Origin of the sequence: Pleomorphomonas sp. T1.2MG-36 (assembly GCF_950100655.1) — a bacterium.
Lineage (GTDB): Bacteria > Pseudomonadota > Alphaproteobacteria > Rhizobiales > Pleomorphomonadaceae > Pleomorphomonas.
This window is the reverse complement of record NZ_CATNLY010000012.1, coordinates 348,975-368,445: the sequence shown is the minus strand read 5'-3', so window position 1 is coordinate 368,445 and position 19,471 is coordinate 348,975. Positions and strand designations below refer to the sequence as shown.

The following is a 19,471-nucleotide window of genomic DNA, read 5'->3' as shown; positions in this document are numbered from 1 at the left end:
GAGACAAAGGAAGATATCCGATGGCTAAGGAAAAGTTTTCGCGGACGAAGCCGCACTGCAACATCGGCACGATCGGCCACGTTGACCATGGCAAGACGTCGCTGACCGCGGCGATCACCAAGGTGCTGGCCGAGACCGGCGGCGCCACGTTCAAGGCCTACGACCAGATCGACGCTGCTCCCGAAGAGAAGGCGCGCGGCATCACGATCAACACGGCGCACGTCGAGTACGAGACGCAGAACCGTCACTATGCGCACGTCGACTGCCCAGGCCACGCCGACTACGTGAAGAACATGATCACCGGTGCCGCCCAGATGGACGGCGCGATCCTGGTCGTGTCTGCCGCCGACGGCCCGATGCCGCAGACCCGCGAGCACATCCTGCTCGCCCGTCAGGTCGGCGTTCCCGCCATCGTCGTGTTCCTGAACAAGTGCGACATGGTCGACGATCCGGAGCTGCTCGAGCTGGTGGAGATGGAAGTTCGCGAGCTTCTGTCGTCCTACGAGTTCCCCGGCGACGACATTCCGATCGTCAAGGGTTCGGCTCTCGTTGCCCTCGAGAATGGCGACCCCGTCCTCGGCCACGACGCCATCCTCGAGCTGATGACCCAGGTCGACGCCTACATCCCGCAGCCGGATCGTCCGATCGACCAGCCGTTCCTGATGCCGATCGAAGACGTGTTCTCGATCTCCGGCCGTGGCACCGTGGTGACCGGCCGTGTCGAGCGCGGCATCGTCAAGGTCGGCGAGGAAGTCGAGATCGTCGGCATCCGTCCGACCACCAAGACGACGGTGACCGGCGTTGAAATGTTCCGCAAGCTGCTCGATCAGGGCCAGGCCGGCGACAACATCGGCGCGCTGCTGCGCGGCACCAAGCGTGAAGACGTCGAGCGCGGCCAGATCCTGTGCAAGCCGGCTTCCGTGAACCCGCACACCAAGTTCAAGGCCGAAGCCTACATCCTGACCAAGGAAGAGGGTGGCCGTCACACGCCGTTCTTCACCAACTACCGCCCGCAGTTCTACTTCCGCACGACGGACGTGACCGGCGTGGTGACGCTGAACGAAGGCGTCGAGATGGTGATGCCCGGCGACAACGTGACGATGAACGTTCAGCTGATCGTCCCGATCGCCATGGAAGAGAAGCTCCGCTTCGCTATCCGTGAAGGTGGCCGCACTGTCGGCGCCGGCGTCGTCGCTTCGATCGTCGAGTAATTGATCGTTTCGAGGTGATACGGGGCGGGGCTCGCTCCGCCCACGTCTCCTCCAGAGGTAGAGAAATGAACGGTCAGAATATCCGTATCCGTCTCAAAGCGTTCGATCATCGTATCCTCGATGCTTCGACGCGCGAGATTGTCAACACGGCCAAGCGCACGGGCGCGCAGGTCCGGGGCCCGGTTCCGCTTCCGACGCGAATCGAGAAGTTCACGGTCAACCGGTCGCCCCATATCGACAAGAAGAGCCGCGAACAGTTCGAGATGCGCACTCACAAGCGCCTCCTGGACATCATCGATCCGACCCCGCAGACCGTGGACGCGCTGATGAAGCTCGACCTCGCGGCCGGCGTGGACGTCGAGATCAAGCTCTGAGAACAAGAGCCGGGTTGAGAGAGAACGCTATGCGCTCAGGTGTCATTGCACAGAAGGTCGGCATGACCCGCGTCTACAACGACGCAGGCGAGCATGTTCCCGTGACGGTTCTCAAGCTTGAGAACTGCCAGGTGGTTGCTCACCGTACCGAAGAAAAGAACGGCTATACCGCGCTCCAGTTGGGTGCCGGTACGGTCAAGGTTAAGAATGTCTCGAAGGCGATGCGCGGCCACTTTGCCGTGGCGCAGGTCGAGCCCAAGCGCGAGGTTGCCGAGTTCCGGGTGTCTCCCGAGAACCTCATCGAGGTGGGCGCCGAACTGACGGCCGACCATTTCGTTGCCGGCCAGTTCGTCGACGTTACCGGCACTTCGATCGGTAAGGGCTTCGCTGGCGCGATGAAGCGCTGGAACTTCCATGGCGGCCGCGCCACGCACGGTAACTCGGTGTCTCACCGCGTTCTGGGCTCGACCGGTCAGCGTCAGGATCCCGGCAAGGTCTTCAAGAACAAGAAGATGCCCGGCCATATGGGTGACGAGCGCGTGACCACGCAGAACCTCAAGATCGTGCGCACCGACGCCGATCGTGGTCTGATCCTGGTCGAGGGCGCGGTTCCCGGCGCCAAGGGCGGCTGGATTCTCGTCCGCGACGCGGTCAAGAAGAAGCTTCCGGAAGGTGTTCCCACCCCGGGCAAGTTCCGCAAGGCGGCGCCCGCTGCGACCGCGGAGGCAGGTGAGTGATGGAACTCGAAGTCAAGACCCTCGATGGCGCTGTTGCTGGGACGGTCGCGCTTTCGGACGAGATCTTCGGTCTCGATCCGCGCGCCGATATCCTGCAGCGCGTCGTGCGCTGGCAGCTCGCCAAGCGCCAGGCCGGTACCCACAAGACTCTGACTCGTACAGAGATCACCAAGACCGGCAAGAAGATGTATCGGCAGAAGGGCACCGGCGGCGCCCGTCACGGCAACAAGGCGGCCCCGCAGTTCCGTGGTGGTGGCAAGGCCTTCGGTCCGGTGGTGCGCAGCCATGAGCACGACCTGCCCAAAAAGGTTCGGGCCCTCGGCCTGAAGCTCGCCCTGTCGGCCAAGGCCAAGGGTGCCAATATCGTCGTCCTGGACGAGGCGGTCGCCGCCGAGGCCAAGACGAAGGCCCTGAAGACGAAGCTCGCCGCGCTCGGCCTCACCAACGCGCTGATCATCGACGGAGCCAATCCGCAGGATCAGTTCCGCCTGGCGGCCCGTGCCATCCCGCAGATCGACGTGCTGCCCGTGCAGGGCATCAACGTCTACGACATTCTGCGTCGTGACACGCTGGTTTTGACCAAGGCGGCCGTGTCGGCGCTCGAGGAGCGGTTCAAATGACCAGTCTCAAGCACTACGACATCATCCGCACGCCGGTGATCACCGAGAAGGCGACCATCCAGGCTGAGAACAACAAGGTGGTCTTCAACGTTGCCAAGACCGCGACCAAGCCCGAGATCAAGGCTGCCGTCGAGCAGCTCTTCTCGGTCAAGGTCAAGAGCGTCAACACGCTCGTGCGGAAGGGCAAGACGAAGCGCTTCCGGGGCATCATTGGCACCCAGTCCGACGTGAAGAAAGCGGTCGTGACCCTCGAAGAGGGCCATTCGATCGACATCACGACGGGCCTCTGATCCGAGCGGCAGGACGATTATGGCACTCAAATATTACAAGCCGACGACCCCGGGCCAGCGTCAGCTGGTCCTCGTCGATCGCTCCGAGCTTCACAAGGGCGCGCCGGTGAAGGCGCTGACCGAGGGTCTTAACAAGACCGGCGGTCGCAACAACCTCGGCCGTATCACCGCCTACCATCGTGGTGGTGGTCACAAGCGCTCGTACCGTCTCATCGACTTCAAGCGTCGCAAGCTCGGCGTCACCGCCGTGGTCGAGCGTCTGGAGTACGATCCCAACCGCACTGGCTTCATCGCCCTGATCAAGTATCAGGACGGCGAGCTGAGCTACATCCTGGCCCCGCAGCGCCTGGCCGTCGGCGACACCGTCGTCGCCGCCGTCGCCGCCGACGTGAAGCCCGGCAATGCGATGCAGCTGTCGGCTATCCCGGTCGGCACGCTGGTTCACAATGTCGAGCTGAAGCCCGGCAAGGGTGGCCAGATCGCTCGTTCGGCTGGTTCTTACGCGCAGATCGTTGGTCGCGACCAGGGTTACACCGTGGTTCGCCTCAACTCCGGTGAACAGCGCAAGGTGCTCGGCACCTGCTTTGCCACCATCGGCGCCGTGTCGAACCCGGACCACGCCAACGTGTCGATCGGCAAGGCCGGCCGCAATCGCTGGCTGGGCAAGCGCCCGGTCAACCGCGGCGTCGCCATGAACCCGATCGACCATCCGCACGGCGGTGGTGAAGGCCGCACGTCCGGTGGCCGTCATCCGGTTACCCCGTGGGGCAAGCCGACCAAGGGCAAGAAGACGAGGTCGAACAAGTCCACGGACAAGTTCATCGTCCGTAGCCGCCACGCGCGCAAGAAGTCGCAGTAAGAGAGAGGAACGACCGTGACTCGTTCGGTTTGGAAAGGCCCGTTCGTCGACGGCTACCTCCTCAAGAAGGCGGAAGTCAGTCGCGCCAGCGGACGCAATGAAGTCATCAAGATCTGGAGCCGTCGCTCCACGATCCTGCCGAATTTCGTCGGACTCACGTTCGGCGTCTACAACGGCCAGAAGCACATTCCGGTGTCCGTGAATGAGGACATGGTGGGCCACAAGTTCGGCGAGTTCGCGCCGACGCGTACCTACTATGGCCATGGCGCCGACAAGAAGGCGAAGAGGAAGTAACCCATGGGCAAGCCGAAGCGTGAACGCACGCTCGCCGACAACGAGGCGCAGGCGGTGACCCGCAACCTTCGCGTCTCGCCGCAGAAGCTCAACCTTGTCGCGGCTCTTATCCGCGGCAAGAAGGTCAACACGGCCCTGGCCGATCTCACCTTCTCGCGCAAGCGTATCGCCGGCGACGTGAAGAAGACGCTGGAGTCGGCGATTGCCAATGCCGAGAACAACCACGACCTCGACGTCGACGCTCTCGTCGTCAAGGAAGCTTTCGTGAGCAAGGGCCTCGTCATGAAGCGCTTCTCGCCGCGGGCTCGTGGTCGCGTCGGTCAAATCCAGAAGCCGTTTGCGAACCTCACCATCGTGGTTCGCGAAGTCGAGGAGACCGCCTGATGGGTCACAAAGTCAATCCGATCGGTCTTCGTCTCGGCATCAACCGGACCTGGGACTCGCGCTGGTTCGCCGGCAAGTCCGAATACGGTGCCCTGCTGCATGAGGACCTCGCCATCCGCAACTTCCTCTTCGAGGAACTGAAGGCGGCGGCGGTGTCCAAGGTCGTGATCGAGCGTCCGCACAAGAAGTGCCGCGTCACCATCCACTCGGCTCGTCCGGGCGTGGTGATCGGCAAGAAGGGTGCCGACATCGAGAAGCTGCGCAAGCAGATCGCCAAGTTCACCACCTCGGAAGTGCACCTCAATATCGTTGAAGTGCGCAAGCCGGAGACCGACGCGACGCTCATCGCCTCGTCGATCGCCCAGCAGCTCGAGCGCCGCGTGGCCTTCCGCCGTGCAATGAAGCGTTCGGTGCAGTCGGCGATGCGTCTCGGTGCCGAGGGCATCCGCATCAACGCCGGCGGCCGTCTCGGCGGCGCCGAAATCGCCCGCCTGGAGTGGTACCGCGAGGGCCGCGTGCCCCTGCATACGCTCCGCGCGGACATCGATTACGGCATTGCCACCGCCCACACCGCCTACGGCACCAACGGCCTCAAGGTCTGGGTGTTCAAGGGCGAGATCCTGGAGCACGACCCGCTCGCTTCCGAGCGTCGCGCGCTTGAGGGTGGCAATGACGGCGAGCGTTCGGGCGGCGACCGCCGTCGTGAGCGCGATCCTCGTGGCGACCGTGAAGGTCGTGGCCGCGGCCGTCGCGACCGCGACGCCGATGGTGCGCGCTAACTAGAGTTTTGGGAGAAGGAAGATGCTTCAACCGAAGCGCACCAAGTTCCGTAAGCAGTTCAAGGGCCGCATCCATGGCGTGTCCAAGGGCGGCACCGACCTGAACTTCGGCGCCTATGGCCTCAAGGCCATGGAGCCCGAGCGCGTCACCGCGCGGCAGATCGAGGCGGCCCGCCGCGCGATCACCCGCCAGATGAAGCGTATCGGCCGCGTCTGGATCCGCGTGTTCCCGGACGTTCCGGTCACCGCCAAGCCGACCGAAGTCCGTATGGGTAAGGGCAAGGGTTCGCCGGAGTTCTGGTGCGTCCGCATCAAGCCCGGCCGGATCATGTTCGAGCTCGACGGCGTGCCCGAGGAGGTCGCCCGCGAGGCGCTCCGTCTCGGCGCGGCCAAACTTCCGATCAAGACGCGCTTCATTCAGCGCATCGCCGAGTGATCCGCAAGGGCACCCGCCCGGCAGGTTCCTGACCTCCGCCAGCGGGTGCCGATCGGAAGACCGGCCTTACTGTTAGGACGAGAAAACGATGAAGGCGAACGACGTTCGGGCCATGACGCCCGACCAGCTCGAGGACGAGATGGCCAAGCTGAAGAAAGAGCAGTTCAACCTGCGCTTCCAGAAGGCGACGGGCCAGCTCGACAATACGTCCCGCGTGCGGGTCGTGCGTCGCGACATCGCCCGCATCCAGACGGTTCTGCGCGACAAGCGCGCGACTGCGAACGCTTAAGGAGAGACGAGTTGCCGAAGCGCATCCTGCAAGGCGTCGTCGTCAGCGACAAGACCGACAAGACGGTCGTAGTTAAGGTGGAGCGTCGCTTCACCCATCCGGTGCTCAAGAAGACCGTGCGCCGGACGAAGAACTACCAGGCGCATGACGAGACGAACCAGTACAAGGTCGGGGACCTGGTTTCCATCGAGGAAAGCAAGCCCATTTCGAAGACCAAGCGCTGGGTTGTGCTCTCCACCGCAAGCGAGAGCTGAGCGGGAGAGGCTTGCTTCCGGCCCCATCTGGGGCCGGCAAAGCAGAAAGTCGTTTCGGGGGACGCCGTCATTGGCCGTTTGCCCCGAAATAGCGTCCCCGGGTCATTGACTTCCGACCCGGAGAGGCTTATGCGGCAGACGCTGATTTCAGAACGGGATGGCATGTGATGCCGTTCCGTTTCGGATTGTTTCGTCGAGGCTGCCCGAGGGCGCCGCGACAAGACGGCGAAAGCGAGACATCCGGCCTTGTTTCCGGCCGCCTCACGAGGCGGCAGGGTAGGGGGCGGGCCTCCCGGGCTGCGGATACGGCCAGGGACTGGGATGAACTCGAAACGAAGGGTCCGGCACGCCGTACCCCCATTTTCCGAGTTCCAAAACAAAGTCGCTGCCCGCCTGCGCCATCCGGCGCCGGTGGGTGCATGCATCAAAGATAAGGCGGCCAAGTCATGATTCAGATGCAAACCAACCTCGACGTGGCGGATAATTCCGGCGCACGTCGTGTTATGTGCATCAAAGTGCTCGGCGGCGCGAAGCGGCGGTATGCCTCGGTGGGCGACATCATTGTCGTCTCCATCAAGGAAGCCATCCCTCGTGGTCGCGTGAAGAAGGGCGACGTGATGAAGGCGGTCGTGGTCCGCACGGCCAAGGACATCCGGCGTACGGACGGTTCGGTCATTCGTTTCGACAAGAATGCCGCCGTTCTCATCAACAACCAGAAAGAGCCGATCGGGACCCGTATCTTCGGGCCGGTTCCGCGCGAACTCCGCGCCAAGAACCACATGAAGATCATCTCGCTCGCCCCGGAGGTTCTGTAACCATGGCCGCCAAGATCAAGAAGGGCGACAAGGTCGTGGTTCTCGCTGGCAAGGACAAGGGCAAGACCGGTGAGGTCATCGAGGTCCGTCCGTCCGAGAACCGCGCTGTTGTCCGCGGCGTCAACATCGTTCGCCATCACCAGAAGCAGTCGGCCAAGTCCGAGGGTGGTATCGTCGCCAAGGAAGCGGCGCTCGACCTTTCGAACCTCGCCGTTGCCGACCCCAAGGACGGCAAGCCGACTCGCGTTGGTTTCAAGTTGCTCGACGACGGCCGCAAGGTCCGCTTCGCCAAGCGTTCCGGAGATGTGATCGATGGCTGATGCGGTCTACATTCCGCGCCTCAAGCGCACCTACGACGAGACTATCCGCAAGGCTCTCATCGAGCAGTTCGGCTACAAGAACGCGTTGGAAGTCCCGACCCTCGACAAGATCGTCCTGAATATGGGCGTCGGCGAGACCGTTGCGGACGGCAAGAAGATCAATTCTGCCGTCGGCGACCTGACCCTCATCGCCGGCCAGAAGCCGGTGATCACCAAGGCCCGTAATTCCATCGCCACGTTCAAGTTGCGCGAAGGCATGAACATCGGCGCCAAGGTGACTCTCCGCCGTCAGCGCATGTACGAGTTCCTCGATCGCCTCATCACCATCGCGCTGCCGCGCGTTCGTGACTTCCGTGGTCTGAACCCGAAGTCCTTCGATGGACGTGGCAACTTCGCCATGGGCATCAAGGAACACATCGTTTTTCCCGAGATCGAGTACGACAAGGTCGACCAGGTCTGGGGCATGGACATCATCGTCTGCACCACGGCGAAGACCGACGACGAGGCGCGTGCGCTTCTCAAGGCCTTCAATTTCCCGTTCCGGCAGTGACGAGAAGGGTTCGGATTTAAATGGCTAAGAAGAGCGCCATCGAGAAGAACAAGCGTCGCCAGAAGCTGGTGAAGCAGTTCTCCGCCAAGCGTGAGGCCCTCAAGGCGATCGCGAGCGACAAGTCGCTGACGATCGAGGAGCAGTTCGCGGCACGCCTGAAGCTTGCCGAGCTTCCTCGCAACTCGTCCGCGGTGCGTGTCCGCAACCGCTGCGAAGTCACTGGCCGTCCGCGGTCTTATTATCGCAAGCTCAAGATGAGCCGTATCGCCCTGCGTGAGCTGGGGTCGCTCGGTCTCATCCCGGGCCTTGTGAAGTCGAGCTGGTAAGGAGAGCGGTCCCATGCCGATGACCGATCCTTTGGGTGATATGCTCACCCGCATTCGTAATGCCCAGATGCGCAAGATGTCGAAGGTGTCTACGCCGGCTTCCAAGCTGCGCAAGAACGTTCTCGACGTCCTGGTCGCTGAGGGCTTTCTGCGCGGTTATGCCGAAGTGGCTGCCGACGGTCGCTCCGAGTTCGAGATCGAACTCAAGTACTACGATGGCCTTGGCGTCATCCGTACGATCGAGCGCGTGTCCAAGCCTGGCCGCCGCGTTTACGCTTCGGTTAAGAACCTGCCCCGAGTTGCCAACGGCCTCGGCGTGTCGATCCTCAGCACCCCGCGCGGTGTTATGGCCGACCACGACGCCCGCGAGCAGAACGTCGGCGGCGAAGTTCTCTGCCGCGTCTTCTAACCTTCGACTGGAAACGGGTTAATACCATGTCGCGCATTGGCAAGAAGGCTGTACCGGTCCCTTCGGGGGTCACGGCCGACATCGCTGGGCAGACCGTTTCGGTCAAGGGACCGAAGGGGACGCTCAAATTCGATCTGAACGAGCACGTCAACGTCACCAAGGCGGAAGACGGTTCGATCAAGATTGAGCCCAAGGACGAGACCAAGCTGGCCCGCGCCAGCTGGGGCATGTCCCGGACGCAGATCGCCAACCTGATCAAGGGTGTGACGGTCGGCTTCGAGAAGAAGCTCGAGATCTCCGGCGTTGGCTACAAGGCGGCGCTTCAGGGCAAGACCTTGCAGCTTTCGCTCGGCTATAGCCATGACATCGCCTATCCGGTGCCGGAAGGCATCGCGATCGTCGTTCCGAAGCCGACGGAAATCGTCGTCTCCGGCATCGACGCCCAGCGTGTCGGGCAGGTCGCCGCCGAAATCCGCAAGTACCGTCCGCCGGAGCCCTACAAGGGCAAGGGCGTGAAGTACGCGGGCGAGTTCATCGTCCGTAAGGAAGGCAAGAAGAAGTAAGGGGACGATCATGGCTCACCTCACCGGCAACGATCGCCGCCGCGCCCGCGTGCGCCGCGCGATCAAGGCGGCGGCCAACGGTCGCCTCCGGCTTTCCGTGCATCGCTCGTCGCTGCACATCTATGCTCAGGTTATCGATGACGTTCAGGGTCGTACCCTGGCGTCCGCGTCGACCCTCGACAAGGACGTCCGCGACACTCTGAAGACCGGGGCCAACGTGGCCGCGGCCGCCGTGGTCGGCAAGCTCATCGCAGAACGCGCCAAGGCGGCGGGGGTGACTTCGGTCATCTTCGATCGTGGACAGTTCCTGTACCACGGCCGCATCAAGGCGCTCGCGGATGCCGCCCGCGAGGGCGGACTCGACTTCTAAGGCCGGTCCCGATCGAGAGAGATAAAGACAATGGCTGAACGTGAACGCAATAACAGGGATCGGGATCGCAACGAAGAGCGCGACAGCGAGTTCGTCGATCGCCTGGTCCATATCAACCGCGTCGCCAAGGTGGTGAAGGGTGGTCGTCGCTTCGGCTTCGCCGCGCTCGTCGTCGTTGGCGACCAGAAGGGCCGTGTCGGCTACGGCCACGGCAAGGCGCGTGAAGTGCCCGAGGCCATCCGCAAGGCGACGGAAGCCGCCAAGCGTGCCCTCGTGCGCGTGCCGCTCAAGGAAGGCCGGACGCTGCATCACGACGTCGCCGGTCGCTGGGGCGCCGGTCGCGTCTACGTGCGCACCGCGCCGGCCGGTACCGGCATCATCGCCGGTGGCCCGATGCGCGCCGTGTTCGAGACGCTTGGCGTCCAGGACGTGGTGGCGAAGTCGCTCGGCTCGTCCAACCCCTACAACATGATCCGCGCTACCTTCTCCGCTCTCGCGAACGAAGATAGCCCGCGGTCGGTTGCCGCCCGTCGTGGTCTCAAGGTCTCGGCCTTGCAGTCGCGCCGTCGCGACATCGACCCGGAAGCTGCGGCGTCGGCCGAAGGCTGATGGATCGAACGGGGGGAGGGCAGCCTCCCTCCCCATTCGTAGACTGGCTTTCGTAAGGTGAACATCATGTCGGCCAACAAGAAGTCGAGCAAGACCGTCACGGTCGAGCAGATTTACAGCCCTTCCCGCCGTCCCGCCGACCAGCGCGCCACGCTGATCGGCCTCGGTCTCAACAAGATGCATCGCACCGCCACGCTGGAGGATACTCCGTCCGTTCGCGGCATGATCGCGAAGGTCCAGCACCTCGTCCGCGTCGTGGACGAGGCCTGAGATACCGCCGGTCGAAAGGATCGATGAAATGAAGCTCAACGAGCTCAAGGATAACGAAGGCGCGAACAAGCCGCGCATGCGCGTCGGTCGCGGTATCGGCTCTGGCAAAGGCAAGACCGCCGGTCGCGGCGTCAAGGGCCAGACCTCGCGGTCGGGCGTTGCCATCGCCGGTTTCGAAGGCGGCCAGATGCCGCTGCATCGCCGCCTGCCGAAGCGTGGCTTCAAGAACATCTTCGCGCTCGATCTCAACGAGATCAGCCTGACGAAGGTTCAGGCTGCCGTCGATGCCAAGAAGCTCGACGCCAAGGCCCCGGTCACTGCCGAGGCGCTTGTGGCGGCCGGCCTGCTGCGCCGTCCGCTCGATGGCGTCCGCGTGCTGGGTGGCGAGATCAAGACGGCCCTGACCTTCCAGGTCGCCGGTGCTTCGGCATCTGCGGTCGCGGCGATCGAGGCCGCTGGTGGCAAGGTGGTCGTTCCGGCCGCCGCCGCCAAGGAGTGATGCGTAAGCCCCCGGCAGGCGCCGTTTTCACGCGAACGTTTTCGTCTCGCGTGGGGTCGGTGTCGTCCGGGGGCTTATTTCGTTCGCGACTCGGGTCTATATAGCGGACGGACTGGAGCCGGTTGTCGAGACGTCCTCGACGGCCATCCGGGCAAGGGAGACGGCGTTTCGGGTTTCGACAGCGCCAGGGCCCCAATGACAAGGCGGAGCAACCTCATCCCGTGCGATGAGGAGGCGCGCATCCGGGATCCCATTCGGGCGGAGTGAGACATGGCCTCTGCGGCAGAACAACTCGCTGCAAATCTGAATTTCGGCGCGCTCGCCAAGGCGGAAGAGCTCAAGAAGCGGATTTGGTTCACCCTTGGCGCACTTCTGGTGTATCGCCTCGGCACCTACATCCCGCTGCCGGGCATCAACCTTCAGGCGCTGGCCGATGCCTTCAAGCAGCAGAGCCAGGGCATTCTTGGCCTGTTCAACATGTTCTCCGGCGGCGCCGTCGGCCGCATGGCGATCTTCGCCCTGGGCATCATGCCCTACATTTCCGCCTCGATCATCATCCAGCTGCTGACCTCGGTCATTCCGTCGCTGGAAGCGATCAAGAAGGAAGGCGAGTCCGGCCGCAAGAAGATCAACCAGTACACCCGTTACCTCACGGTGCTGCTGGCCGCCGTGCAGTCCTACGGCATCGCCGTCGGTCTGCAGGGGCAGGGCTCGATCGTTCTCCACCCCGGCCCGACCTTCGTCATTTCCACCGTGCTGTCGCTGATGGGCGGCACGATGTTCCTTCTGTGGCTCGGCGAGCAGATCACCTCCCGCGGCATCGGCCAGGGCACGTCGCTGATCATCTTCGCCGGCATCATCGCCAACCTGCCGCACGCCCTCGTCGGCATGCTGGAACTGGGCCGTCAGGGCGCCCTGGCGACACCGATCATCCTGGCCGTGCTGGTGCTGGCCGTGGTCGTCATCGGTGGCATCGTCTTCTTCGAGCGCGCGCAGCGCCGGTTGCTGATCCAGTATCCGAAGCGCCAGGTCGGCAACAAGATGTTCCAGGGCGAATCGAGCCACCTGCCGCTGAAGCTCAACACCTCCGGCGTCATCCCGCCGATCTTCGCCTCGTCGATCCTGCTGATTCCGGGCACCATCACCGGCTTCGCCGGCACCGGTGCCGCCGGCGGCTGGCTGCAGACCATCGGCACGCTGATGGCGCACGGGCAGCCGCTCTACATGCTGTCCTACGCGGCAATGATCGTCTTCTTCGCCTTCTTCTACACGGCCATCGTGTTCAACCCGACCGACACGGCCGAGAACCTCAAGAAGCAGGGCGGCTTCATCCCCGGCATCCGGCCGGGCGAGCGCACCGCCTCCTACATCGACTATGTCCTGACCCGCATCAACGTCCTCGGTGCCATCTATCTCGTCGTCGTCTGCCTGCTGCCTGAGTTCCTGATCTCCACCACCGGTGTTCCGTTCTACTTCGGCGGCACGTCGCTGCTGATCGTCGTCTCGGTCACCATGGATACCGTGTCCCAGATCCAGGGACACCTCCTCGCCCATCAGTACGAGGGGCTGATCAAGAAGAGCAAACTTCGGGGGAAGCGTAGATGAGGCTGATTCTTCTCGGGCCGCCGGGCGCCGGCAAGGGTACGCAAGCGCAGAAGCTGGTGGACCGATACGGTATCGTGCAGCTGTCGACGGGTGACATGCTGCGCGCTGCCGTCGCCGCCGGCACCGAGATCGGCAAGAAGGCGAAGGCCGTCATGGATGCCGGTCAGCTGGTGTCCGACGAGATCGTCATCGGCATCGTCTCCGACCGCATCGAAGAGCCCGACGCCAAGAACGGCTTCGTGCTGGACGGCTTTCCGCGCACCGTGGCCCAGGCCGAGGCGCTCGACAAGCTGCTCGCCGACAAGAAGCTCAAGCTCGACGCGGTCATCGAGTTCAAGGTCGACGCCGAGAAGCTCGTCGACCGAATCGTTCGCCGGGCCGAGGAGGCCAAGGCGGCCGGCCAGCCGGTGCGCAAGGACGACAACCCCGAGGTGTTCCGCAAACGCCTCGAGGAGTTCCGGGCGCTCACGGCGGCACTGACGCCCTTCTATGCCAAGAGCGGCCTGTTGAAGCCGGTCGATGGCATGGCGCCCATTGAAGAGGTTGCCGGCGCGATTCGCGCCGCCCTCGAGTGAGACGGACGCCCGGCGAGGAACCAGCGTTCCACAGCCGGGCGATCGGTCGCCGACCGGGCTTTCCGGCGGCGATTTCGGCGACAAACCCGTGTCCGAAAGGTTGACGGAGAGGCCGGTTCCGGCTATGAACCGCCACCTATCCACGGGTTCTTCGTGCGATGGCCCGTAGGCGCTTGCCATGTCTCATGGTGCGTTTTGGTTCTCGCGATAAGTTAACCCGGCCGGCGCCACCTCAAGGGGCCGCCGTCAAGACACCGACCTCCACGGCTCGATCGGGGGAGGGAGCGATCCAAAAGGGTCGCGACGACAGGAGTGAAGTGAAGTGGCCCGTATCGCTGGCGTCAATATTCCCACCGCCAAGCGCGCCCTGATCGCGCTGCAGTATATCCATGGCATCGGCCCGAAGTTCGCCGAGGAGATCCTGGAGAAGGTTGGCCTCGATCCGGCCAAGCGCGTCAACGAGCTTTCGGATGCCGAAGTTCTGCAGATCCGCGAAGTGATCGACCGCGACTACGTCGTCGAGGGCGACCTCCGCCGCGAGACCGCGATGAACATCAAGCGTCTCATGGACCTCGGCTGCTACCGTGGCCTGCGTCACCGCAAGGGCCTGCCGGTCCGTGGTCAGCGCACGCACACCAACGCCCGTACCCGCAAGGGCCCGGCGAAGGCGATTGCCGGCAAGAAGAAGTAATTCCGTTTCGTCGGTCCGGCCGTACGCCGGTCTGGCGAAAAGGTTCGGACATGGCGCCGGCTCCGCGAGCGATCGCGGTCGGCGCTTTGTCCATGGTGGAAGGTCCGGTAGGATCGTTCGCCGTTGGGGGAAGGGCAAGGGTGCCCCTCCTCAATTCGTTCCGGTGCGCGGGGTTTCTCCTAGAGGCATGCGCTCCGGTGTAGCCGCTGGCATTACGGCGGTGACGAGATCGAAACGAGAGAGTAGAGAGCATGGCCAAGGAAGCCGCAGGCCGCGTCCGCCGTCGCGAACGCAAGAACATCACGTCCGGCATTGCCCACGTGAATTCCACCTTCAACAACACGATGATCACCATCACCGACGCGCAGGGCAACACCATCTCCTGGTCGTCGGCCGGTACCATGGGCTTCAAGGGTTCGCGCAAGTCGACCCCGTACGCCGCCCAGATGGCTGCCGAGGATGCCGCTCGCAAGGCGTCCGAGCATGGCGTCAAGACCCTGGAAGTCGAAGTTTGCGGTCCGGGCTCCGGTCGTGAGTCGGCCCTGCGCGCTCTGCAGGCCGCCGGTTTCCTGGTGAGCTCCATCCGCGACGTTACCCCGATCCCGCATAACGGTTGCCGTCCGCGTAAGCGTCGCCGCGTCTGACGCTCATCCGCGAACGTCCGGCTGTCGCTCTGGCACCGGACATGGCCCGTCAAGGCGGTGGTCCCTGCGGGGGATGCGGCCCGCGGCGAACCGCTTCATATGAAAGGGTATCAACGTGAGCATCCAGAAGAACTGGCAAGAGCTCAAGAAGCCGAACAAGCTCGAGGTCATCCCGAGCCGCGATCCGAAGCGCTTTGCGACCGTCGTCGCTTCGCCGCTCGAGCGTGGCTTCGGTCTGACGCTCGGCAACGCGCTCCGTCGTGTCCTCTTGTCCTCGCTGCAGGGCGCAGCGGTGACGGCGGTTCAGATCGACGGCGTGCTGCACGAGTTCTCCTCGATTGCCGGCGTGCGTGAGGACGTCACCGACATCATCCTCAACATCAAGGAAATCGCTGTCCGCATGCAGGGCCAGGGCCCGAAGCGGATGGTCGTGCGCAAGCAGGGTCCGGGCGTCGTCACCGCTGGCGACATCCAGACCGTCGGCGACATCGAGATCCTGAACCCCGAGCTGGTTCTCTGCACCCTCGACGAGGGCGCCGAGATCCGCATGGAGTTCACCGTCGATACCGGCAAGGGCTACGTGCCGGCCGACCGCAACCGTCCCGAGGATGCTCCGATCGGTCTGATCCCGGTCGACAGCCTCTACTCGCCGGTGCGCAAGGTGTCCTACAAGGTCGAGAACACCCGCGAGGGCCAGGATCTCGACCTCGACAAGCTGACCCTGACCGTCGAGACCGACGGTTCGGTGAAGCCCGAGGATGCCGTCGCCTACGCCGCCCGCATTCTCCAGGACCAGCTGGCGATCTTCGTCAACTTCGAAGAGCCGCAGAAGGATACCAAGGTCGAGACCGTTCCGGAGCTCGCCTTCAATCCGGCGCTGCTCAAGAAGGTCGACGAGCTCGAGCTGTCGGTCCGTTCGGCAAACTGCCTGAAGAACGACAACATCGTCTACATCGGCGATCTGATCCAGAAGAGCGAGGCGGAGATGCTCCGTACGCCGAATTTCGGCCGCAAGTCGCTCAACGAGATCAAGGAAGTGCTGGCGCAGATGGGGTTGCATCTCGGCATGGAAGTTCCGAACTGGCCGCCTGAGAATATCGAAGACCTGGCCAAGCGCTACGAAGACCACAACTACTGAGCATCATGCTCGCCGGAGGGGACGCCTCTCCGGCTCGTTCCAAACAAACTGCCCGGCGTGAGCCGCGCGAAGACAAAATAGGAGTAGGCCATGCGTCACGGTAATGCGGGCCGTCGGTTCAACCGCACTCAGAGCCATCGCAAGGCGATGCTCGCCAACCTCGCCATCTCGCTCGTCGAGCATGAGCAGATCGTCACCACCCTGCCGAAGGCGAAGGACCTGCGTCCGATCGTCGAGAAGCTGGTGACCATCGCCAAGAAGGGCGACCTCGCCGCTCGTCGTCAGCTCGCTTCCGAGCTGCAGAACAACGAGATCGCCGCCAAGAAGCTGTTCGACGTGCTCGCCCCCCGCTACCAGGCTCGCGCCGGTGGCTACACGCGTGTGCTGAAGGCCGGCTTCCGCCAGGGCGACTCGGCTCCGGTCGCGGTGATCGAGTTCGTCGACCGCGATGTCGCCGCCAAGGGCGCCGCCGACAAGGCCCGCCAAGCTGCCGAGCCGGCCGAGGCCGAGACCGCCGCCGCCTGATAGGCGTTGGTTCGCTGAAAGTTGCGCAAGGGGCGGCCCATCGGGTCGCCCCTTGTTGTTTGGGCGTCCTTCCGTTGCCATATTCGACGGCGTAAAAGACGGCTTGTGGAACCGCGCTTCCGGAGACATGCGATGCGACCCAACGGACTGTCCCGCCTCATCCTGGCTTTCGGCCTTGCCGCCTCGGTGTCCCTGGGGGCCGTGGCTGCCGAACGGGCCGTGCCGGCGTCGGAGACGCAGGTCAGGCTGTCCTTCGCGCCGGTGGCCAAGGTGGCCGGACCGGCCGTGGTCAACGTCTACTCCACCAAGACCATCAAGGTCGCTTCGTCGCCACTGATGGACGATCCGTTCTTTCGGCAGTTCTTCGGCGACAACATGCCGGGCATCGGCCGGCAGCGCGAACGGCACCAGCAGTCGCTGGGCTCCGGGGTCATCGTCGACCCGTCCGGCCTGATCGTTACCAACAACCATGTCATCGAGGACGGCGACGAGGTGAAGGTGGCGCTGTCCGACCGGCGCGAGCTCGACTGCGACGTGGTGCTCAAGGATGAGCAACTCGATCTCGCCGTGCTCAAGGTGCGCAACCCCAAGGAAGCGCTGCCGACGCTGCCGCTCGCCGATTCCGACCAGTTGCAGGTCGGCGACCTCGTGCTCGCCATCGGCAATCCCTTCGGCGTCGGGCAAACCGTGACGCAGGGCATCGTTTCGGCGCTGGCCCGCAGCCAGGTCGGCATCTCCGACTACCAGTTCTTCATCCAGACCGACGCGGCCATCAACCCGGGCAACTCCGGCGGCGCGCTGGTCGATATCGACGGCAAGCTCGTCGGCATCAACACAGCCATCTTCAGCCGGGGCGGCGGCTCCAACGGCATCGGCTTCGCCATCCCCTCCAACATGGTGAAGGTGTTCGTCGACTCGGCCCGGCGGGGCGGCTCTGCCGTGGAACTGCCGTGGATCGGCGCCGAACTCCAGCCGGTGACGTCCGACATCGCCGAAAGCCTCGGGCTCGACCGTCCCTCGGGCGTGCTGATCACTTCGATTCTCCGCAAGAGCCCGGCCGAGGCCGCCGGTCTCGACGCCGGCGATCTCGTGGTCGCCGTCGACGGCATCGAGGTCAGCGATCCCCGCGTCTTCAACTACCGCCTCGCCACCAAGGGCGTCGGCAACGTGGCCAAGCTAACCGTCAACCGGGCCGGCAAACTGATCGAGGTGCCGGTGAAGCTGATGACGGCGCCGGAAACGACGCCGCGCGAGACCCTGACCATCGATGCCCGCTCGCCCTTCCAGGGCGCGACGGTTGCCAACGTGTCGCCGGCCGTCGCCGCCGAGATCGGGCTGTCCTATCGCGGCCAGACCGGCGTGGTCATCACCGCCGTGGCGCCCGGCTCGCCGTCCGACCGCATCGGCCTGCAGAAGGGCGACATCATCCTGTCGGTCAATGGCAACGACATCACCGCGACCAAGGCGCTGGCCGCCGTCGCCGGCTCCGATCCGATGTTCTGGCGCGTCGCCATCGACCGCAACGGCCAGATCCTGCGCATGGCCTTCCGATGAGCGATCTGTTCGGCGTCAGCACGGCGGACAACCGCGCCGGCCGGCCGCTGGCCGACCGTCTGCGTCCCGCCAGCCTGGCGGAGGTGGTGGGACAGGACCATCTGGTCGGGCCGAGCGGCACCATCACCCGCATGCTGGCGTCCGGCTCGCTCGGTTCGCTGATTCTCTGGGGACCGCCGGGTTCGGGCAAGACCACCGTCGCCCGCCTCCTGGCCCATGAGACCAACCTCGCCTTCGAGCAGGCCTCGGCGATCTTCACCGGCGTCGCCGACCTCAAGAAGCTGTTCGAAGCCGCCCGTCAGCGCCGGGCGCTCGGGCGCGGCACGCTGCTGTTCATCGACGAGATCCACCGTTTCAACCGCGCCCAGCAGGACAGCTTCCTGCCGGTGATGGAGGACGGAACGGTGACGCTGATCGGCGCCACCACCGAAAACCCGTCCTTCGAGCTCAACGCGGCCTTGCTGTCGCGCGCCCACGTGCTGGTGTTCAAGCCGCATGACGAAACCTCGATCGGCCAGTTGCTCGACCGCGCCGAGGAGGTCACCGGCAAGCCCCTGCCGCTCGACGAGGAGGCGAGGGCGGCGCTCGTCCGCATGGCCGATGGCGACGGCCGAGCCGCCCTGACGCTCGCCGAGGATGTCTGGCGCGCCGCCGGCGAGGGAGAGGTGTTCGACGCCAAGACGCTGCAGGAGATCGTCCAGCGGCGGGCGCCGGTTTACGACAAGGCGCAGGACGGCCACTACAACCTGATCTCGGCGCTGCACAAGTCGGTGCGCGGCTCGGACCCCGACGCGGCCCTCTACTACTTCTGCCGCATGATCGATGCCGGCGAGGACCCGCTCTACGTCATCCGCCGGGTGATCCGCATGGCGGCCGAGGATATCGGCCTTGCCGACCCCCAGGCGCTGTCCGTCTGCATTGCCGCCCAGGGCGCCTACGAGATGCTGGGGTCGCCCGAGGGCGAACTCGCCATCGCCGAAGCCGTCGTCTACGTGGCGACCGCGCCGAAGTCCAACGCCGTCTACACCGCCTTCAAGACGGCGATGGCGGCGGCCAAGGAGTTCGGCAGCGTCGTGCCGCCGCGCCACATCTTGAACGCCCCGACCAAGCTGATGAAAGGCGAGGGCTACGGGAGCGGCTACCGCTACGATCACGACGAGCCGGACGCCTTCTCGGGTCAGGACTATTTTCCGGAAAAGATGGGGCGTCGCTCCTTCTACCGCCCGGTCGAGCGCGGCTTCGAGCGGGAGCTCAAAAAGCGCCTCGACTATTGGGCGCGCCTGCGCCGCGAGCGACAGGACGGGGGCTGAGGTTAACGCCGACGATCTTTGCGGGACGGAGTTGCGAAGCGATTGCCGATATTCCGGCCGATTCTGGGACGGTCCGCTCCGACAAGGCGCCGCCAGGGCCCGCAAATCCTTGAATGTGCTCGTTAACCATGTGTCTTCAATGCTTTTTTAACCCGTTCCCTTAAGCTCGAA

At 64.3% G+C, this 19,471-nt stretch carries 30 protein-coding genes; all 30 read left to right on the top strand.

The genetic code is table 11. The features are described from left to right. The first annotated feature begins 20 nt into the window (after window positions 1-20). The 30 genes from tuf to QQZ18_RS08465 all read left to right on the top strand — a co-directional run bounded on the left by tuf (window position 21) and on the right by QQZ18_RS08465 (window position 19,300). Window positions 21-1,211: an elongation factor Tu gene (gene tuf / locus QQZ18_RS08610; protein WP_284540116.1), complete on the top strand. Its 1,191-nt coding sequence runs from the start codon at window positions 21-23 to the stop codon at window positions 1,209-1,211. A 65-nt stretch (window positions 1,212-1,276) separates the two neighbouring features. Continuing rightward, window positions 1,277-1,585, top strand: coding sequence for a 30S ribosomal protein S10 (rpsJ, locus tag QQZ18_RS08605; RefSeq protein WP_026782425.1), 309 nt, complete (start codon window positions 1,277-1,279; stop codon window positions 1,583-1,585). Between the two features lie 29 nt (window positions 1,586-1,614). After that, entirely contained in the window at window positions 1,615-2,322 is a 708-nt protein-coding gene (rplC, locus tag QQZ18_RS08600) for a 50S ribosomal protein L3 (protein ID WP_166900302.1), read from the top strand. Next, window positions 2,322-2,942 (top strand): 50S ribosomal protein L4, encoded by a 621-nt coding sequence (gene rplD, locus QQZ18_RS08595; RefSeq protein ID WP_100080740.1) that lies wholly within the window; start codon window positions 2,322-2,324, stop codon window positions 2,940-2,942. Before rplC ends, rplD begins: the two co-directional genes overlap by 1 nt. Beyond that, window positions 2,939-3,232: a 50S ribosomal protein L23 gene (locus tag QQZ18_RS08590; RefSeq protein ID WP_284540110.1), complete on the top strand. Its 294-nt coding sequence runs from the start codon at window positions 2,939-2,941 to the stop codon at window positions 3,230-3,232. The genes rplD and QQZ18_RS08590 overlap by 4 nt, the downstream gene beginning before the upstream one ends. Before the next feature lie 19 nt (window positions 3,233-3,251). Then, a complete protein-coding gene (gene rplB / locus QQZ18_RS08585) occupies window positions 3,252-4,091 on the top strand; it encodes a 50S ribosomal protein L2 (RefSeq protein ID WP_284540108.1) in 840 nt (279 codons plus the stop codon). 15 nt (window positions 4,092-4,106) lie between these two features. Beyond that, a complete protein-coding gene (gene rpsS, locus QQZ18_RS08580; RefSeq protein WP_026782420.1) occupies window positions 4,107-4,385 on the top strand; it encodes a 30S ribosomal protein S19 in 279 nt (92 codons plus the stop codon). Window positions 4,386-4,388: 3 nt separating this feature from the next. After that, window positions 4,389-4,769 (top strand): 50S ribosomal protein L22, encoded by a 381-nt coding sequence (gene rplV / locus QQZ18_RS08575; RefSeq protein ID WP_284540106.1) that lies wholly within the window; start codon window positions 4,389-4,391, stop codon window positions 4,767-4,769. Further along, the gene (rpsC, locus tag QQZ18_RS08570) at window positions 4,769-5,548 is read left to right on the top strand and encodes a 30S ribosomal protein S3 (protein WP_284540086.1); all 780 of its coding nucleotides are present in this window, start codon (window positions 4,769-4,771) and stop codon (window positions 5,546-5,548) included. Before rplV ends, rpsC begins: the two co-directional genes overlap by 1 nt. A 22-nt stretch (window positions 5,549-5,570) precedes the next feature. Beyond that, window positions 5,571-5,984: a 50S ribosomal protein L16 gene (rplP, locus tag QQZ18_RS08565; protein ID WP_284540084.1), complete on the top strand. Its 414-nt coding sequence runs from the start codon at window positions 5,571-5,573 to the stop codon at window positions 5,982-5,984. A gap of 88 nt (window positions 5,985-6,072) precedes the next feature. After that, window positions 6,073-6,273 (top strand): 50S ribosomal protein L29, encoded by a 201-nt coding sequence (gene rpmC, locus QQZ18_RS08560; protein ID WP_284540082.1) that lies wholly within the window; start codon window positions 6,073-6,075, stop codon window positions 6,271-6,273. 11 nt (window positions 6,274-6,284) lie between these two features. Next, window positions 6,285-6,527, top strand: coding sequence for a 30S ribosomal protein S17 (rpsQ, locus tag QQZ18_RS08555; protein ID WP_284540080.1), 243 nt, complete (start codon window positions 6,285-6,287; stop codon window positions 6,525-6,527). A 446-nt stretch (window positions 6,528-6,973) separates the two neighbouring features. Beyond that, window positions 6,974-7,342 carry a 50S ribosomal protein L14 gene (gene rplN, locus QQZ18_RS08550; RefSeq protein ID WP_026782414.1) on the top strand — a complete coding sequence of 123 codons (369 nt, stop codon included), beginning with the start codon at window positions 6,974-6,976 and terminating at the stop codon, window positions 7,340-7,342. Between the two features lie 2 nt (window positions 7,343-7,344). After that, entirely contained in the window at window positions 7,345-7,662 is a 318-nt protein-coding gene (gene rplX / locus QQZ18_RS08545) for a 50S ribosomal protein L24 (protein ID WP_284540076.1), read from the top strand. Next, entirely contained in the window at window positions 7,655-8,212 is a 558-nt protein-coding gene (gene rplE, locus QQZ18_RS08540) for a 50S ribosomal protein L5 (RefSeq protein WP_284540074.1), read from the top strand. Before rplX ends, rplE begins: the two co-directional genes overlap by 8 nt. Window positions 8,213-8,232: 20 nt before the next feature. Next, window positions 8,233-8,538, top strand: a complete 306-nt coding sequence (rpsN, locus tag QQZ18_RS08535; RefSeq protein ID WP_101286921.1) for a 30S ribosomal protein S14 — start codon at window positions 8,233-8,235, stop codon at window positions 8,536-8,538. Between the two features lie 13 nt (window positions 8,539-8,551). Beyond that, window positions 8,552-8,947: a 30S ribosomal protein S8 gene (gene rpsH / locus QQZ18_RS08530; protein ID WP_251725449.1), complete on the top strand. Its 396-nt coding sequence runs from the start codon at window positions 8,552-8,554 to the stop codon at window positions 8,945-8,947. A gap of 26 nt (window positions 8,948-8,973) precedes the next feature. Further along, window positions 8,974-9,510: a 50S ribosomal protein L6 gene (rplF, locus tag QQZ18_RS08525; protein ID WP_284540068.1), complete on the top strand. Its 537-nt coding sequence runs from the start codon at window positions 8,974-8,976 to the stop codon at window positions 9,508-9,510. Between the two features lie 10 nt (window positions 9,511-9,520). Further along, the gene (gene rplR, locus QQZ18_RS08520) at window positions 9,521-9,880 is read left to right on the top strand and encodes a 50S ribosomal protein L18 (RefSeq protein WP_026782408.1); all 360 of its coding nucleotides are present in this window, start codon (window positions 9,521-9,523) and stop codon (window positions 9,878-9,880) included. 30 nt (window positions 9,881-9,910) lie between these two features. Then, window positions 9,911-10,489, top strand: coding sequence for a 30S ribosomal protein S5 (rpsE, locus tag QQZ18_RS08515; RefSeq protein ID WP_100080729.1), 579 nt, complete (start codon window positions 9,911-9,913; stop codon window positions 10,487-10,489). A 66-nt stretch (window positions 10,490-10,555) separates the two neighbouring features. Beyond that, window positions 10,556-10,759, top strand: a complete 204-nt coding sequence (rpmD, locus tag QQZ18_RS08510; RefSeq protein ID WP_284540063.1) for a 50S ribosomal protein L30 — start codon at window positions 10,556-10,558, stop codon at window positions 10,757-10,759. Window positions 10,760-10,787: 28 nt separating this feature from the next. Then, the gene (gene rplO, locus QQZ18_RS08505) at window positions 10,788-11,258 is read left to right on the top strand and encodes a 50S ribosomal protein L15 (RefSeq protein WP_284540061.1); all 471 of its coding nucleotides are present in this window, start codon (window positions 10,788-10,790) and stop codon (window positions 11,256-11,258) included. A 270-nt stretch (window positions 11,259-11,528) separates the two neighbouring features. Then, window positions 11,529-12,863, top strand: coding sequence for a preprotein translocase subunit SecY (gene secY, locus QQZ18_RS08500; RefSeq protein WP_284540059.1), 1,335 nt, complete (start codon window positions 11,529-11,531; stop codon window positions 12,861-12,863). Further along, window positions 12,860-13,438: an adenylate kinase gene (locus QQZ18_RS08495; RefSeq protein ID WP_284540057.1), complete on the top strand. Its 579-nt coding sequence runs from the start codon at window positions 12,860-12,862 to the stop codon at window positions 13,436-13,438. The genes secY and QQZ18_RS08495 overlap by 4 nt, the downstream gene beginning before the upstream one ends. A 322-nt stretch (window positions 13,439-13,760) precedes the next feature. Continuing rightward, complete coding sequence (gene rpsM, locus QQZ18_RS08490; RefSeq protein WP_284540055.1) at window positions 13,761-14,129, top strand: 30S ribosomal protein S13; 369 nt, start codon at window positions 13,761-13,763, stop codon at window positions 14,127-14,129. Between the two features lie 251 nt (window positions 14,130-14,380). Next, complete coding sequence (rpsK, locus tag QQZ18_RS08485) at window positions 14,381-14,773, top strand: 30S ribosomal protein S11 (RefSeq protein WP_026782401.1); 393 nt, start codon at window positions 14,381-14,383, stop codon at window positions 14,771-14,773. A 115-nt stretch (window positions 14,774-14,888) separates the two neighbouring features. Further along, window positions 14,889-15,911 (top strand): DNA-directed RNA polymerase subunit alpha, encoded by a 1,023-nt coding sequence (locus tag QQZ18_RS08480; RefSeq protein ID WP_026782400.1) that lies wholly within the window; start codon window positions 14,889-14,891, stop codon window positions 15,909-15,911. A gap of 90 nt (window positions 15,912-16,001) precedes the next feature. Next, window positions 16,002-16,436, top strand: a complete 435-nt coding sequence (gene rplQ / locus QQZ18_RS08475; RefSeq protein WP_284540048.1) for a 50S ribosomal protein L17 — start codon at window positions 16,002-16,004, stop codon at window positions 16,434-16,436. A gap of 132 nt (window positions 16,437-16,568) precedes the next feature. Continuing rightward, window positions 16,569-17,990: a DegQ family serine endoprotease gene (locus tag QQZ18_RS08470; protein ID WP_284540046.1), complete on the top strand. Its 1,422-nt coding sequence runs from the start codon at window positions 16,569-16,571 to the stop codon at window positions 17,988-17,990. Further along, window positions 17,987-19,300, top strand: a complete 1,314-nt coding sequence (locus tag QQZ18_RS08465; RefSeq protein ID WP_284540044.1) for a replication-associated recombination protein A — start codon at window positions 17,987-17,989, stop codon at window positions 19,298-19,300. The genes QQZ18_RS08470 and QQZ18_RS08465 overlap by 4 nt, the downstream gene beginning before the upstream one ends. Window positions 19,301-19,471 lie beyond the last annotated feature (171 nt).